Source organism: Streptomyces sp. A5-4 (genome assembly GCF_051131715.1).
GTDB lineage: Bacteria > Actinomycetota > Actinomycetes > Streptomycetales > Streptomycetaceae > Streptomyces.
On sequence record NZ_CP178591.1, the window covers coordinates 4,391,876 to 4,405,255 of the forward strand.

Annotated in this window: 18 protein-coding genes and 1 tRNA gene; 4 read left to right on the top strand and 15 right to left on the bottom strand. The window is 69.8% G+C overall.

Translation table 11 applies throughout. From position 1 onward, the window contains the following. Nucleotides 1-31 precede the first annotated feature (31 nt). From ACLLJJ_RS20255 to ACLLJJ_RS20310, 12 genes are all read right to left on the bottom strand, one after another. Nucleotides 32-259 carry a hypothetical protein gene (locus ACLLJJ_RS20255; RefSeq protein ID WP_434593462.1) on the bottom strand — a complete coding sequence of 76 codons (228 nt, stop codon included), beginning with the start codon at nucleotides 257-259 and terminating at the stop codon, nucleotides 32-34. Next, on the bottom strand, nucleotides 256-474 hold the full coding sequence (locus ACLLJJ_RS20260; protein ID WP_434593464.1) for a helix-turn-helix domain-containing protein: 219 nt from the start codon (nucleotides 472-474) through the stop codon (nucleotides 256-258). Before ACLLJJ_RS20260 ends, ACLLJJ_RS20255 begins: the two co-directional genes overlap by 4 nt. Then, nucleotides 474-824, bottom strand: coding sequence for a hypothetical protein (locus tag ACLLJJ_RS20265; RefSeq protein WP_434593466.1), 351 nt, complete (start codon nucleotides 822-824; stop codon nucleotides 474-476). The genes ACLLJJ_RS20260 and ACLLJJ_RS20265 overlap by 1 nt, the downstream gene beginning before the upstream one ends. Further along, complete coding sequence (locus ACLLJJ_RS20270) at nucleotides 821-1,381, bottom strand: RusA family crossover junction endodeoxyribonuclease (RefSeq protein ID WP_434593468.1); 561 nt, start codon at nucleotides 1,379-1,381, stop codon at nucleotides 821-823. The genes ACLLJJ_RS20265 and ACLLJJ_RS20270 overlap by 4 nt, the downstream gene beginning before the upstream one ends. Further along, on the bottom strand, nucleotides 1,378-2,067 hold the full coding sequence (locus tag ACLLJJ_RS20275) for a hypothetical protein (RefSeq protein WP_434593470.1): 690 nt from the start codon (nucleotides 2,065-2,067) through the stop codon (nucleotides 1,378-1,380). Before ACLLJJ_RS20275 ends, ACLLJJ_RS20270 begins: the two co-directional genes overlap by 4 nt. After that, the gene (locus ACLLJJ_RS20280) at nucleotides 2,060-2,311 is read right to left on the bottom strand and encodes a hypothetical protein (RefSeq protein ID WP_434593473.1); all 252 of its coding nucleotides are present in this window, start codon (nucleotides 2,309-2,311) and stop codon (nucleotides 2,060-2,062) included. The genes ACLLJJ_RS20275 and ACLLJJ_RS20280 overlap by 8 nt, the downstream gene beginning before the upstream one ends. Next, a complete protein-coding gene (locus ACLLJJ_RS20285) occupies nucleotides 2,311-3,039 on the bottom strand; it encodes an exonuclease domain-containing protein (protein WP_434593476.1) in 729 nt (242 codons plus the stop codon). Before ACLLJJ_RS20285 ends, ACLLJJ_RS20280 begins: the two co-directional genes overlap by 1 nt. Beyond that, entirely contained in the window at nucleotides 3,036-4,058 is a 1,023-nt protein-coding gene (locus ACLLJJ_RS20290; protein WP_434593479.1) for a recombinase RecT, read from the bottom strand. Before ACLLJJ_RS20290 ends, ACLLJJ_RS20285 begins: the two co-directional genes overlap by 4 nt. A 2-nt stretch (nucleotides 4,059-4,060) precedes the next feature. Then, nucleotides 4,061-5,131 carry a YqaJ viral recombinase family protein gene (locus ACLLJJ_RS20295; protein WP_434600467.1) on the bottom strand — a complete coding sequence of 357 codons (1,071 nt, stop codon included), beginning with the start codon at nucleotides 5,129-5,131 and terminating at the stop codon, nucleotides 4,061-4,063. 5 nt (nucleotides 5,132-5,136) lie between these two features. Next, nucleotides 5,137-5,622: a hypothetical protein gene (locus tag ACLLJJ_RS20300; RefSeq protein WP_434593482.1), complete on the bottom strand. Its 486-nt coding sequence runs from the start codon at nucleotides 5,620-5,622 to the stop codon at nucleotides 5,137-5,139. Next, the gene (locus tag ACLLJJ_RS20305; RefSeq protein WP_434593485.1) at nucleotides 5,619-5,780 is read right to left on the bottom strand and encodes a hypothetical protein; all 162 of its coding nucleotides are present in this window, start codon (nucleotides 5,778-5,780) and stop codon (nucleotides 5,619-5,621) included. The genes ACLLJJ_RS20300 and ACLLJJ_RS20305 overlap by 4 nt, the downstream gene beginning before the upstream one ends. Nucleotides 5,781-5,873: 93 nt before the next feature. After that, complete coding sequence (locus ACLLJJ_RS20310) at nucleotides 5,874-6,395, bottom strand: helix-turn-helix domain-containing protein (protein ID WP_434593488.1); 522 nt, start codon at nucleotides 6,393-6,395, stop codon at nucleotides 5,874-5,876. A gap of 193 nt (nucleotides 6,396-6,588) precedes the next feature. Here ACLLJJ_RS20310 and ACLLJJ_RS20315 point away from each other — a divergent pair, with 193 nt between their 5' ends. From ACLLJJ_RS20315 to ACLLJJ_RS20325, 3 genes are all read left to right on the top strand, one after another. Then, nucleotides 6,589-7,068, top strand: a complete 480-nt coding sequence (locus ACLLJJ_RS20315; protein WP_434593491.1) for a helix-turn-helix transcriptional regulator — start codon at nucleotides 6,589-6,591, stop codon at nucleotides 7,066-7,068. Between the two features lie 133 nt (nucleotides 7,069-7,201). Beyond that, nucleotides 7,202-7,402: a hypothetical protein gene (locus ACLLJJ_RS20320; RefSeq protein ID WP_434593494.1), complete on the top strand. Its 201-nt coding sequence runs from the start codon at nucleotides 7,202-7,204 to the stop codon at nucleotides 7,400-7,402. Between the two features lie 19 nt (nucleotides 7,403-7,421). Beyond that, nucleotides 7,422-8,975, top strand: a complete 1,554-nt coding sequence (locus tag ACLLJJ_RS20325; RefSeq protein ID WP_434593497.1) for a LacI family DNA-binding transcriptional regulator — start codon at nucleotides 7,422-7,424, stop codon at nucleotides 8,973-8,975. 105 nt (nucleotides 8,976-9,080) lie between these two features. On the opposite strand, the gene ACLLJJ_RS20330 is transcribed toward ACLLJJ_RS20325, so the two are convergent. Together ACLLJJ_RS20330 and ACLLJJ_RS20335 are read right to left on the bottom strand one after the other, a co-directional pair. Continuing rightward, nucleotides 9,081-9,154, bottom strand: a tRNA-Pro gene (locus ACLLJJ_RS20330). A gap of 175 nt (nucleotides 9,155-9,329) precedes the next feature. After that, entirely contained in the window at nucleotides 9,330-10,277 is a 948-nt protein-coding gene (locus tag ACLLJJ_RS20335; RefSeq protein WP_434593500.1) for a metallophosphoesterase, read from the bottom strand. 77 nt (nucleotides 10,278-10,354) lie between these two features. On the opposite strand from ACLLJJ_RS20335, the gene ACLLJJ_RS20340 reads away from it, so the two are divergent. Beyond that, nucleotides 10,355-10,816 carry a GatB/YqeY domain-containing protein gene (locus ACLLJJ_RS20340; RefSeq protein WP_434593503.1) on the top strand — a complete coding sequence of 154 codons (462 nt, stop codon included), beginning with the start codon at nucleotides 10,355-10,357 and terminating at the stop codon, nucleotides 10,814-10,816. Between the two features lie 97 nt (nucleotides 10,817-10,913). On the opposite strand, the gene ACLLJJ_RS20345 is transcribed toward ACLLJJ_RS20340, so the two are convergent. Continuing rightward, nucleotides 10,914-13,232 carry a transglycosylase domain-containing protein gene (locus tag ACLLJJ_RS20345; protein WP_434593506.1) on the bottom strand — a complete coding sequence of 773 codons (2,319 nt, stop codon included), beginning with the start codon at nucleotides 13,230-13,232 and terminating at the stop codon, nucleotides 10,914-10,916. Between the last annotated feature and the right edge of the window lie 148 nt (nucleotides 13,233-13,380).

The following is a 13,380-nucleotide window of genomic DNA, read 5'->3' on the forward strand; positions in this document are numbered from 1 at the left end:
GTCGGACGTGTCCGGACGGTGTCCGTGCAGGTCAGTGCTGGGGGATGGTCACCTGGGCCCCTATGTCCGGCGGGGTGTGCGCGTCCTGTCCGGACGTGTCCGGGCGCCGTGTCCGGCGGTGCCGGCCGCGACGGGGAAGGCGGTGAACGCCCCACCCCAGGGCGGCCCCGCCGACGAGCGTCGGGAACCACACGTCGGCGGTCGTGATCACCGCGTCGACCACCTGGATGTACGCGAAGAAGACGTTGAGCCACGTCATGACGAGTGCCCCATCTCGTCGCGCCAGCGGGCCACGGTCCGGTCGGACATCCCGAGCCGTCCGGCGATCACGCCCGCCGACTTCCCGGCCTCCGTCATGACGCGGACCGCGCGCCGCTGCTCGTCCTCGTTGAGGTCCGGGCAGACGCCCCGGCACAGGGCGGCACGCTCGACCGCGACCAGGTCGACGCCGTTGTCCCACGTCGCGCCGTACATCACGCCGCGCCCCCTTCGCGGAGACGCCGGTCGGCGAGGTGACCGCCCGCCACGCAGCACGGGTAGCCGCACGTCGGCCGGACATTGCCCTCCGGCTCCCGGCCGTGGTGCCAGCGGAACGCCAGCCGGTAGGCCGTCTCCACCTGGCTCCGCCACGCGACCACCGGCGTGCCCCGGTTGCCGATCGCGCCGGACCAGTGGACGTGACCGCCCTCGACGGCCACGGTCCGCTGCGCGAACGCGTCCTCCCACGAGGTGGCCGGCGAGGGCCGAGCCCTGACGGGTACCAGCGCGCCCCGCGTGTGCTCGCCGGCGGAGTCGAGAGCGTCGGCGATCTCCTCGGACGTCACAGCCGCCTCCGCTTCGTTGGGCGGGGCTTGGCGACGTCCGAGCGGTCCATCGAGGAGACGTGCCGCGCGACGACCACGAGCGTGCGCGGATGCTCCCTGTCGAGTTCGACCACGCCGTACTTGGCGGTGATCTGCGCATCGTCAAACCACGCGATGCCGTTCCCGGCGTCGCACAGGTGCTTGATCATGTTGTCGTCATCGATCTGCCGCCGGTCCGGCCGGAAGAACACGCACCCGAGCGCGAGGTTCCCCGTCCACGGCTGCCGGAAGTGCCGACGAAGGTTCCAACCGGTGCGACGCTCCGCCTCGGTGTCCTCGTCGGTCTTGTACGCCCTCCCGTTGCCGAAACGCGGGCGGGCCTTGCTCGCCGGGTCGCCGTCGAAGCACATCGCCAGGAAGTCAGTGGTGCCCGGCGCGAGCACGGACGCGAGAAGCCGCGCACGCTCACGGTCCAAGTCCCGGTCCCCGGCGGGCAGGAGGCTTGAAGCCCTGACCGTCAGGGCTTCTGCAGGCGGCTCGTCGGACCTCTGCTCGGGTACCTTCGCGGACTCGCTCATCCCTGGTCACCGCCCACGCGCATCCAGCCGGCCGGGAGCGGGGCATCCGCACGGAACCCGGTCAGCACCAGCCGGTCAGCCGTGTCCGCGTGGCAGTTCGCCTCAGCGGACAGCCACCTGCCGGGCAGCGAGTCGACATCCAGGCCGCTGTCGCTGACGATCTGGTCGAGCAGCACCGTCACCGGCTCGTCCGGCCGCCACGCGACGACCTCGACCCGGGCCGTGCGCGCCACCTTGTCGATGTCCACGACCCGCACCACAGCGCCCGCCCGGACGTCGTCCCGGGCCGCGAGGTACGTGAAGCCCAGCGGGGAGATCGCGGGAATCCCGCTCACCAGGCGGGCCAGGCCGCGAAGCTGCAACTGCGGGAACACACCCTCGGCGTCCTCGCTCGTACTGCCCCCGGCCAACGCCCGCAGCAGCGCCTCCGCCTCGGCCACGATCGGCAGCTCGGACGCGAGCCGGGTCACACGGACCTGAGCCATCCGCCACGACGCGGTGTGCTTCGTGGACTCCCCCGAGCACGGGCATTCCAGCACCATGGGACGGGTCTCGTCGCTGGTGTGCCCGGAGCACCGCAGCAGGCTGTTCCGGCCCTTCTCGCAGAGCGCCGCAGTGCAGCACCCGCAGCGCGAACAGTCGGGCTGAGCAGGCCGGACATACTCCGGGCCGAACGACTCATCCATGGGTCTCTCCTGACGTCGCTGTCGGGGTCGAGGTCTTGCAGGAGCGGCACCGGCGAACGCCGGCGTCGAGCGTGTGCGGCGTCTCGCGGCCTTCGGCCGGGCACCAGGCGAACAGCGGGCCGCGCCGGAACGAGGCGTCGGCCGGGCCCGGGGGCCGGGAGTGCGAGCGCAGGGCCCGCACCACCGGCACCAGGGCCCCGGCGGCGGCGAGGACCGCCAGACCGCCAGAGAGCAGGTGACGCATCACTGGCCCCACCCCTCGGACTTCATCGGGGGGACGAGCGGCCAGTCCGTACGGACCGAGGCGGCGCGGTACTCCTTGCCGGGCGTGGCCGCGAAGTGCTCGCGCAGACCGGCCTGTTGGTCGGCCGCCCACCGGACTTGCTGCTCGTGCAGCTCCCCGAGCGGCGTCTTGCCGATCCACGGGTACTCGTCGGCGATGGCCGCGGTGACCTCGCACGCGGCGACCGCGTCGGCCCCGGCGTCGTGGGCGCCGCCGTGGACCACGCCGTACGTCCGACACAGGTCCTCGAGGCGGCGCGAGCCGCGCCGGTACCGGTCGACGTGCTTGTCCAGAATCCGCGGGTCCAGAACGAGCGGCACCGAGGCGGAGAACAACGAGCGGACGTCGTACCGCTCGGCCTCGCGCTCCAGCATCGTCAGGTCGAACGGCGCGTTCATCGCGACCAGCGGCATCCCGGCCTCGACGGCTTCGACCAGGGCGGCGACTACCTCGGCGACGACCACGGCGGCCGGGCGGCCCGCACTGCGGGCCGCCTCGGTGGTGATGCCGTGCACCGCGGTGGCGCCCGGCGGGATCGGAACCCCGGGGTCAGCGAGCCACTGGCTGACCCGGGCGGGCCGGCCGCCGTCGCACAGGGCGACGGCGGCCGAAACGATCCGGTCGACCTCGGGGTTAACCCCCGTGGTCTCCAGGTCGAGCCCGCACAGGGGCCTGGAGGTCCAGGTCACCGACGGGCCCCCTTGCGGCCCTTGCGGGTCGTCCGGCGGGGCTGCGACCGCTTACGCGGCAGCGGCCGGGTCCGGACCTCCTGCGGGTCCTGCGACTCCTCGGCCCGCTCGTGGGCCTCGTCCGTCTCGGCCTGGAGGTGCATCTCCTCGGCCTGGAGGTGCACCTCCTCGGCCGGGGCGTGCACGACCTGAACCTCACCGGCGTCCCCGGCATCGTCGGCCTTGAGAAGGGCGATCATCTCGGCGGACATCGGGACGACCTTGTGCAGGCGGCGCAGCGCGCTCTTGGCCCACATCTTCGTGAAGTCCGTGTGCCAGAACGAGTCATCCGCCCCGGACTCCTTGGCCCGCCGGTACGCCGAGCTGTACTCGTCGCGGATCTCCTCGGCGTCCTCCCGGCTCAGCACGATCACCTGGGAGCGGGCACCCGACTCCAGCCAGGCGAAGGCGTACGCGAGGATCACCGGACCGCGGTCCTTCTTCGACAGCGTCACCGCCGGTTTGTGTGTGAAGTCGAGCGGCGCCGGAGCGCTGGGCTCGTAGTTCCACTCGTCGGCCTCGTGGATCATCCCGACGTGCACCGAACCGACCCGGCCCGAGCGGTACATCAGCTCGACGTAGCCCTGGGCCATCGGCACGAACACCGCCGTCTTGCCCTCGCGCTTGATGACCGCGTGGCGGCCGTCGGGGACGAGGCCGAACCGGGCGCACGTCAGGAGCGCCTGGCGCAGGGACGCCGGGGTGCAGTGGACCAGGCCCGGCAGGGCGGCCCGCACGGCGGACAGGAAAGCCTTCACGTCGATGTGCGACGGCAGGGCCCGCGTGAAGTCGTTGCCGTACTGCTCCAGCCAGACCAGGGCCTGGTCGGCGACGTCGTCGCCCTCGGCCTGAGCCGACGTGTGCAGCTGCTCCGGGGTGGTCCCCTTCGCGTCGTCGGCGAGACCCGACACGGTGGCGTCGGTGGCCGGCTGGTCGGTGGTCGCCGCGCGCACGCGATCCTTGAGAGTGGACAGAGACATGATCAGATTCCCTTCGCGGGGACGATGAGGCGGCGTGCGCGGAACGCGGCGTACGTGACGGGCTGTTCGGCCTTAAGGCGGTCGACGTCGAGGGCGGGCACCATGTGCGTGTACTGCTCGACCAGGTCGGGGTGGGCGTCGGCGAACTGCTTCGACGCGAAGGTCCCGTTGCCCTTCCACGTCCAGGCCGACTGGCCGCCCGCCTTCGCGATCTCGCTGTCGGCGGTGAGCAGCTTCATCTCGTTCTCCACGAGACGCAGTTCGTCCTTGATGGCCTTCTCGCGGGCCTTGACGTCGGCGTGCCGGGCGCGCAGCGCTTTGGCCTTCGCCACGTCGATCTCGGCGATGGTCTCGGCCTTGACAGACCACAACTTGGCCAGCAGGTCGGTGGTCGCCTCCAGGCCGTCGGCCGGGGGCTCGATCCCCTCGACCACGTGGCGCTCGTACCAGCGCCCGCAGTAGTCGACCAGGTGCTCGATCATTTCCTCGTCGCGCTCCAGGCGGCTCCACCTGAGCTTGTTGCCGCCGACGAGCGCGGCCACGAAGCCGTGGTCCCAGCCGCCGACGGCCATACCCCAGTGGCACTGGATCGCGGGGGCGTCGGGGACAGCCCCGTCCTCCCACTGATCGGCCTGGTACTCGGAGCGGTTCTTGCACTCCAGCAGGCCGGAGGCCGGGCCCGGCCGCTCGAACGTGAAGCGGTCGACGTTCACTCGCTGCCACAACCGGTCGACGTGGACGAGCGTCCCCGGCGCCTCGGCGGTCCGGACCCCCGACCGCTTCGTGAACATGTGGGCAATGAAGTCCTCGATCTCGCTTCCGATCTCGGCGGCTTCGTTGCCCTTGAACGTCGACCGGCCGTGCTTCTCCTCGAAGACGTGGCGCGGGCCCGTGTACTTCCCGGCCAGACCGAGGATTCCGGCGACATCCGAGCCGCCGATACCGGAGCGACGGAGCTGCAACCACTCCTCCCGCGAAACCTCGGAGGAGAGCAGGAGCTGAGCCGTAGGCGCGTCGGCCAGACCTCGGGGAGCGACCTCACCGGGGAGGTTGAACAGCGGAGGCGTGATCATCGTCGTCACTTCGAGTCCTTACGGGGGGCGTGGAGGCGGCGCAGGCCGGCCAGGGCTTCGATCTCGGCGGCCGTGTGGACCGGGTCCACGGCGGTCCATCCCGCGGTGGCCAGGTCCTCGCCCCGGTCGATCGCGGTGAGCGTGCGGGACAGGGAGGTCCGGAACCGCTGGGGGTTCTCGCTCAGCTCCACGCGCTGCGACGCGACGAGCCCGATCGGCCGCCGGTCACACAGGGGGACGGCCGGGGCGGCCGGGTCGCCGACGAAGCGGACCCAGATGCTGATGCCGGTGTCGTGGCGGATGCTTGCCTGGAAGGCGCCAGCGGGCAGGTAGGCGGACTTCGCGCCCCGGCGGATCTGCCGCGCGGTCGCGTCCGCTCCCGTCTCCGACTGGTAGTTGCCCAGGAGGACCCACTTGCCGGGGACGGCGCGGGCGTGCTCGGCGGCCGTCGCGTGGTCGTTGTAGACCGGCGGCTTCGAAGTGGTCGTCATGCGTTGCCGCCGTTCTCGCGCTCGCCGGCCGCCGACTCGGCGGACTGGCGGGGGAAGGCAGCCAGGGCGCGGCGCGTCCGGAGCTGGGACGGGTGCCGCAGCGGGGCGCACAGACGGCAGTTACGCGCGTCGTGCTGGGGGCTACAGTTCTTGCTCACGGTTCCTCGATTTCGATGAGTGGTTGAGGTTCCGGCGACGCTGGGGGCGGCGATCAAGGCCGGGCATGGCCCGTCGTCCCCCGGCGGCGTCGGTCAGGAAGCGCGCTTCTGGACCGGGACCGTTTCGGCCAGCGGGCGAACTGCCGTCATCTGGCTGATCTCGCGGATGTCGAGACCGGTGAAGGTCACCCGGGCGCCCCCGTCGTTGAACGGGATCTCGCGGGCGTACGCCTTGCGCTTGAGCTGGAGCGCGGACCAGGGCAGGAACCCGGCCGCTTCCTCGGGGGTGTAGTGGAAGACCGCGCCCTCCGGGGTGCCGGGGTACGGCACCACACGTTCGACGGGCTTCTTCTTCGTCATCCCGTTGGGGGACTTCTCGTCGGCCCCGACGGGGGCCAGCTCCTTGGTCGACACGACTTCTCCTCGGGTGATGTCGTCCACGGGCACGTCCAGGGCCTTCGCGAGGCGATAGATCAGGTCGTCCCCGGCCCCGGCTCTCCCGCGTTCGATGCGGGAGAGCTGGCTGGCTGACGTCTTCGCCATGCGTGCCAAGCGCCGGAGGCTCAAAGACTGAACCTGACGCAGGGCCTGGATTGCCGTGCCGTTCGGTGTCACGTTCAGAGACTAGACATGCGGTGATCATAGATGCAAGACATCTGGGCTACTTCTGCGTTCAGTCTCTGAGCATTCACCCGTCCGGTGGCCTGATTCCGGCGCTCACTTTTCAGACATGAAGTGCAACGGATGCGCCCATTTGCGCTGGGTGCGCGCCCTTGCTGTTGCACGTGCGTGCGGCATGATGGGAGCTATGAGCAGAGACTGGCCCCGACTCGGCGAGATGCTGAAGACAGCACGGGCCGAACGTGGCATGGAGCAGCAGGACGTCGCGGAGTCGATCGGAGTGAAGCGCGGTGCTCTCTACAACATCGATCGAGGCGCGATCACCCGGGTGACCCCCACCGTTCTCGCGTACGCGCGCCTCGTCGGGTGGACCGAGAAGTCCGTCGACCTGGTGCTCGCTGGCGGCGACCCCGTGTCCCGCGAGGACGAGCAGCCGGCCGCGCCGAGCCCAGAGACGGCACCCGAACCGCCCGCCTCCGACCTGTCAGTGCTCGTGCAGCAGTCGCTCAGGGAGGGTCCGCTACTGGCCTCACGGATCGCCGAGGTGACGACGCCGAACGGCAAGGTGCGAGCGACGATCGTGATTCGCGGCGAGGACGGGACCGCTCCCGAGGACCTGCTTGCCGCCCTCCGGTCCCTCAAGATCGACGTCACAACCGAGGATTAATCGCACACCCGAACGGATTGCCACTTTCGGGTTCTTTTACGTCACTTGTCACAGACCTTTGACTCCTGTTTGTTGCTTGAGTGTTAAATGTGCTGATCGGTTGGCGACCCACCGATTTCGGTTGGGAGTACGAATGGCGAAGCCTTGCCGTCGCGCGCACCGCGTATCAGGAGCCCCCTGGGGCGTCGTCGCCTGGATCGACCACGATCGGCAAGACGCCCTGCTGTTCCTGAACGCCGAACGCTTCACGGTCGAGGAAGAAGAGGCGATCACCGCAGCCCTGGCGCAGGAGAGATACACAGCCCGCCAGGTGCTCGACGCCTTCGTGACATGAACAACGGGAGGGTGAGGGCGTGGCATACGCAGAGAAGCGCATAGCTCGCGGGAAGACCTACTACCGGGCCTGCTTCCAGAGGCCGGACCGCAAAGCACAGGGCATTGTGGTCGACGCGGACGGCCGCGCCGTCCGCTACCCGACGAAGACCACCGCACAGAAGGCGGCCGAGAAGGCAGAGGCGGACGCCTTCGAGGAGGCGAAGAAGGGCCGTTGGGTCCCGCCCGAGCAGGCCGCCGCCGCCGCGCTGGTCACCTTCGGGAAGTTCGCCCAGGAGCAGATGGACGCCCTGGCCCTCGCGGACTCCACCATGCAGAACTACCCCCGGAGCCTGGCCCACTTACTGCCGACCTTCGGGGACAAGGTGATCCGGGACATCACCGAGCCCATGGTGAACGCCTGGGAGAAGGACCAACAACGGCAGTTCGCCGTGAGCAGCGTCCGCACGTACCGCTCTCTTCTTCACCGACTCCTGGCCGACGCAGTCGATGCCGGCCACGCGGACAAGAACGTCGCGGAGCGCCGACGCGGCCGGGGCCGTCGGCACGGCCGCGGTCGGCGTCGCGGCCCGGAGAAGCAGATCACCACCATGCTCGGCTCCCTGCTCATCGCGGAGCGCGCGTCCCTCCTGTCCGGCAGGGACGACGAGTTCGTGGCCCACGTCCACAAGACGTACACCGGTCAGCGGTGGGGCGAACTGGTGGGCCTGGAGACGCAGTTCGCCCGGCCGGACTCACGCGCCTTCACGATCGAGTGGCAGCTCTACGAGCTGGACACGGGCGAACTGTCGCGCTGCCCGCCCAAGGACGACAGCTACCGCACCATCGACTCGCCAGCGTTCCTGTCCCATCTCGTCGGCGACCATGTCGCCCGTACGCAGCCGCGGCCCTGCCCCTGCCACGGCTTCACCTACGTTTACAGCGGCCGGGGGGTGGGCGGCACCCGGCAACCGGGGCCCACCCTGCGCCAGGTCGCGGAGTTGGCCAAGGTCTCCACCGGCACGGTGTCCAACGTGCTCAACCGCCCGGAGAGGGTGGCCGAGGCGACGCGAGCCCGGGTGGAGAAGGCGGTCGCCGAGGTGGGGTTCGTCCGGCAGGTCGGCCCGGCCCGGGAGGCCGCCCACTGGAGGCGATCCGGTCACGCCGCGTGGATCTTCACCCCGGCCGCGACCGGCTGGTACCCGAAGAAGGCGCCCCATGACGCCCACCCGGTGCCGGTGACCGGCAGGCCGTGGCCCGGGGTGCCCGTACGGGGCCGCGGTGCGTCCGGTCGGGCAGAGGCGTGCTGGCTGCCGATCAAGGACCGGCTGACGAGGCACGGCCTCCGGCACGGGCACCGCACGCTGATGGAGGAGCTGGGCACACCGAAGGTGCTCATGGACGACCGCATGGGGCACGAGGACGGATCGGTCGGTGCGCGCTACAGCCACGTCACCGACACCATGCGGGCCACGCTGATGGACCAGCTCACCGAGGTCTGGGAGGAATCCCTCGACGCGCGCCTCGCGCTCGCCCCGCGCTCCTCTGTGCCAGTCCTGGACCGGCTGTTGCAACACCGCGCCGCCGACGCGTGAAACGGCCGTTCAAGATCACACCCAGTTGACACCCCACACCCCGTTGGAACGCAGACAGGGCCGGTCTCCCCGAAGGGAAACCGGCCCTGACCTGCTCTTACGAAGTCGGGGTGGCGGGATTTGAACCCACGACCTCTTCGTCCCGAACGAAGCGCGCTGCCAAGCTGCGCTACACCCCGATTGTCGCGCGCGTCGCGGCGACATCGATTACTTTAGCGGACGCGACGCCGGAGGCGAAATCCGGTTTCCGGGGCCCCCTCGCCGGTTGGGCGTGGCTGACGTTGCGACGCCGGGGCGAGGCCGTCGCTGCCACCGCACCCCGTCCGCCCGTCACGCACCTGCCCGCTCACGGTGTCACTCGTGCTCGTCCCGCGCCGTCAGCGTGAGCAGCGTCGCCTCCGGTGGGCAGGCGAAGCGGACCGGGGTGTAGCGGTTCGTGCCGCAGCCCGCCGAGACGTGGAGGTACGAGCGCTTGCCGTTCGCCTCGTGTGCGGACAGGCCCTTGACCCGGTCCGTGTCCAGGTCGCAGTTCGTGACCAGGGCCCCGTAGAAGGGGATGCACAGCTGGCCGCCGTGGGTGTGGCCCGCCAGGATCAGGGGGTAGCCGTCGGCCGTGAACGCGTCCAGGCTGCGCAGGTACGGGGCGTGCACGACGCCGATCGAGACGTCCGCCCCGGCCTCCGGGCCGCCCGCCACCTTCGCGTAGCGGTCCCGCTTGATGTGCGGGTCGTCGACGCCCGTGAAGGCGATTTCCATGCCGTCGAGCTTGAGCCGGCCCCGGGTGTTCGTGAGGTTCAGCCAGCCTGCCGCGTCGAAGCCGTCGCGCAGGTCCTCCCACGGGTTGTGGACGACGCCGACCGCGGGCGCGTTGCCGTTCAGGCCGTGCTGGCCGCGGGTCTTCTCGACGAGGTAGCGCGCGGGGTTGCGGGGCTTGGGCCCGTAGTAGTCGTTCGAGCCGAAGACGTAGACGCCCGGGTACTCCATCAGCGGGCCCAGCGCGTCCATGACCTCGGGCACGCCCTGCGGGTCGGACAGGTTGTCGCCGGTGTTCACGACGAAGTCGGGGCGCAGCCCGGCCAGCGACTGGAGCCAGCGCTGCTTCTTGCGCTGTCCGCTCACCATGTGGATGTCGGAGACCTGGAGCACCCGCAGCGGCCGGGCCCCCGGTGGCAGTACGGGAATGCTGACCCGGCGGAGCCGGAACGAACGGGCCTCGAAGCCGGCGGCGTAGGCGAGACCCACCGCGCCAACGGCCGTAATTCCTGCGGTGACTTTCAGGGGAACTCCGTAACGAGCGCGCATGCGCCCATCGTCGCAGACCGGCCGGTAACAGGAAATCGGTGGGCACGCACGCGTACGTACCTGCCACACTGGCCCCCATGACGCTCAAGTCCAAGCTGCATGAAGACCTCATCACCGCCATGAAGGCGCGTGACGAGCTGGCCTCGTCGACGCTCCGGTTGACCCTCACCGCGATCACCAAGGAAGAGGTCAGCGGCAAGACGTCGCGCGAGCTCTCCGACGACGAGGTGCAGAAGGTCATCGCCAGGGAGGCGAAGAAGCGCCGCGAGGCGGCCGAAGCCTTCGCCCAGGGCGGCCGGACCGAGTCGGCCGAGCGGGAGAAGGCGGAGGGCCAGTTCCTCGATGCCTACCTGCCGCAGCAGCTGAGCGACGACGAGCTGACCACGATCGTCGGACAGGCCGTCGAAGAGGCGAAGGCGGCCGGCGCCGAGGGCCCCCGCGCGATGGGTGCGGTCATGAAGATCGTGAACCCGAAGGTGGCGGGCCGCGCCGAGGGCGGCCGGGTGGCCGTCGTCGTGAAGAAGCTCCTCGCGGGCTGAGGCCGGCGACCGAAGCGCCCGAAGTACGAAAGAGGGGCGCACCCACCGATCGGTGGGTGCGCCCCTCTTTTCACAGCTCTACGCCGACCTCCAGCCGCTAGGGCCAGTTCCCGCCGTCGCCGCCGTTCCCGCCGTCGCCGCCGTTCCCGCCGTTCCCGCCGTTCCCGCCGTTTCCGCCATTCCCGCCGCCTCCGCGACCCCCGTCGCCGCCGCCGATCAGGCCCGGCGGGAGGGAGATGTCCGGCCAGGGGTTGTCGCCGCCCGCGTCGCCCCCGCCGCTGTCGCCGGGCTTGCCGTCGTCCTGGCCGCCGCCGTCGTCCCCGTCGTCATCGCCCTTGTCCCTCTTGTCGCCCTCGGGCTTGGGGATGCTGACCGAGTTGAAGCCGGGCGAGGGCTTCCCGTCCAGGGCGCCGCTCATGGCGTCCTTCCAGATCGGTCCCGGGACCTGACCGCCGTACACCTTGTCGTGGTAGACGCCACCGATGGTGATGTTCTCCATCGGGACCTGACTGGCGCCGGCCGCGCCGACCCAGACCGCACCGGCCAGGTTCGGCGTGTAGCCGACGAACCAGGCGTTGTGCCGACCGTCGGTCGTACCCGTCTTGCCCGCGTTGTCACGGCTGGTGAGCCCGGCCTGCTGGCCCGTACCGGAGTCGATCACGCCCTTGAGCAGGGTGTTGATGGTGTCCGCGGTCTTCTCGGACATCGCACGGCTGCACTTGGTCTTCGGCACCGGCAGCTTCTTGCCGTCCGCCGTGTTGATCTCCTCGATGAAGATCGGGGTGCAGTACGTGCCCCGGTTGGCGAAGGTCGCGTACGCGCCGGCCATGGTCAGCGGCGACATGCCCTCGGTGCCCAGGGAGATCGCGGGCACCTCCTTGAGGTTCTTGCCGTCGGCCTGGACCACGCCCAGCTTGGCGGCCATCTTCGTGACCGGGCAGATGCCGATGTCCTCGATCATCTGGATGAAGTAGGTGTTGACCGAGAGGGCCATCGCCTCCTTCAGCGGGTACGGGCCCACCTCGGACTCGGACTCGTTGGGCACCCGCTCGCCGCCGAGGTTCACCCAGGGCTTGCTGCTGCAGGTCTTCACCGTCGGATAGTCCATCTCGTACGGCGCCGAGTACGACTTGTTCGCCGGGATGCCCTGCTCTATGGCCGCCGCGGCCACGAAGGGCTTGAACGTCGAACCGGTCGGGAAGCCGTAGGCCGACCCGCCCATGTTCTTGTTCGCGGAGAAGTTGATCGTGGTCTCGGTGCTGCCGAAGCCGTACGGCCTGGACTGTCCCATCCCGAGGACCTTGCCGCTGCCGGGCTCGACCAGCGTGACCGCCGTCGCGACCTTGTCCGACTGGTAGACGTGATCCTTTATCGAGGCCTGCACCGACTGCTGCGCCTGCGGGTCGAGCGTCGTGCGGATCTTCAGGCCGCCCTTGTTCCAGATCTTGGCCCGCTCCTCCTTCGTCTTCCCGAAGGCCGGGTCGGAGTGGAAGACCTCGCGTACGTAGTCACAGAAGAAGCCCGCGCCGCTGACGGCGGTGATGCAGCCGTTCTTGGGCTTGCTGACCTTCAGCTTCAGCGGGGCCGCCTTCGCGCGGTCGGCCTCGGCCTGCGAGACGTCGCGGACGTCGGCCATGCGCTGGAGCACGGTGTTGCGCCGCTTCGTCGCTTCCTCGGTGTCATTGACCGGGTCGTAGCGGCTCGGCGACTGGACGATGCCGGCCAGCAGCGCGGCCTCCTCCAGCTTGAGGTCCTTGGCGGACTTGCTGAAGTAGCGCTTGGAGGCCGACTCGACGCCGTACGCCTGCTGCCCGAAGAAAGTGATGTTGAGGTAGTTCTCAAGGATCTTCTTCTTGCCCAGTTCTTCCTCGACCTGGATCGCGTACTTGAGCTCGCGGACCTTGCGGCCGAGCGTCTGCTGGGTGGCCTCGGCGACCTTGTTGGGGTCGTCACCGGCCTCCTCGACGAAGACGTTCTTGACGTACTGCTGGGTGAGGGTCGACGCGCCCTGCGAGACGCCGCCCGACTGCGCGTTGCGGTTGGCCGCGCGCAGTACGCCCTTCAGGTCGATCGCCCCGTGCTCGTAGAACCGTGCGTCCTCGATCGCGACGACGGCCTTCTGCATGTACGGGGTGATGTCCTTGAGGTCGACCACGGTGCGGTCGCGCGAGTAGACCGTCGCGATCGGATCGCCCCGCACATCGAGGATGCTGGTGCGCTGGCTGAGCGGCGGTGTCTTGAGATTGGCGGGGATCTCGTCGAATCCCTCGACCGTGCCCTTGGCCGCGAGGCCCAGCGCTCCGGCCGCCGGCAGGGCGATGCCCGCCAGCACAGCTCCGGAGAGCACGGCGACACCGAGGAATTTGGCGGCCTGCTGGGTCCCGGTGAGACCCCCGCCCGAGCGCTTCATTGGCATGAGCGCAGCCTACGTTCTCATTTGCCGGACACACATGAAGGCTCTGCCCTAAGCTGCTCTCAACTGTCACAGCAGTGCGGTTTGGTATCAAGCCCCGGACAGTAAATCCGTCAGCCCCGAATCTGCCGGATCTCTGTCCGAATCCGCC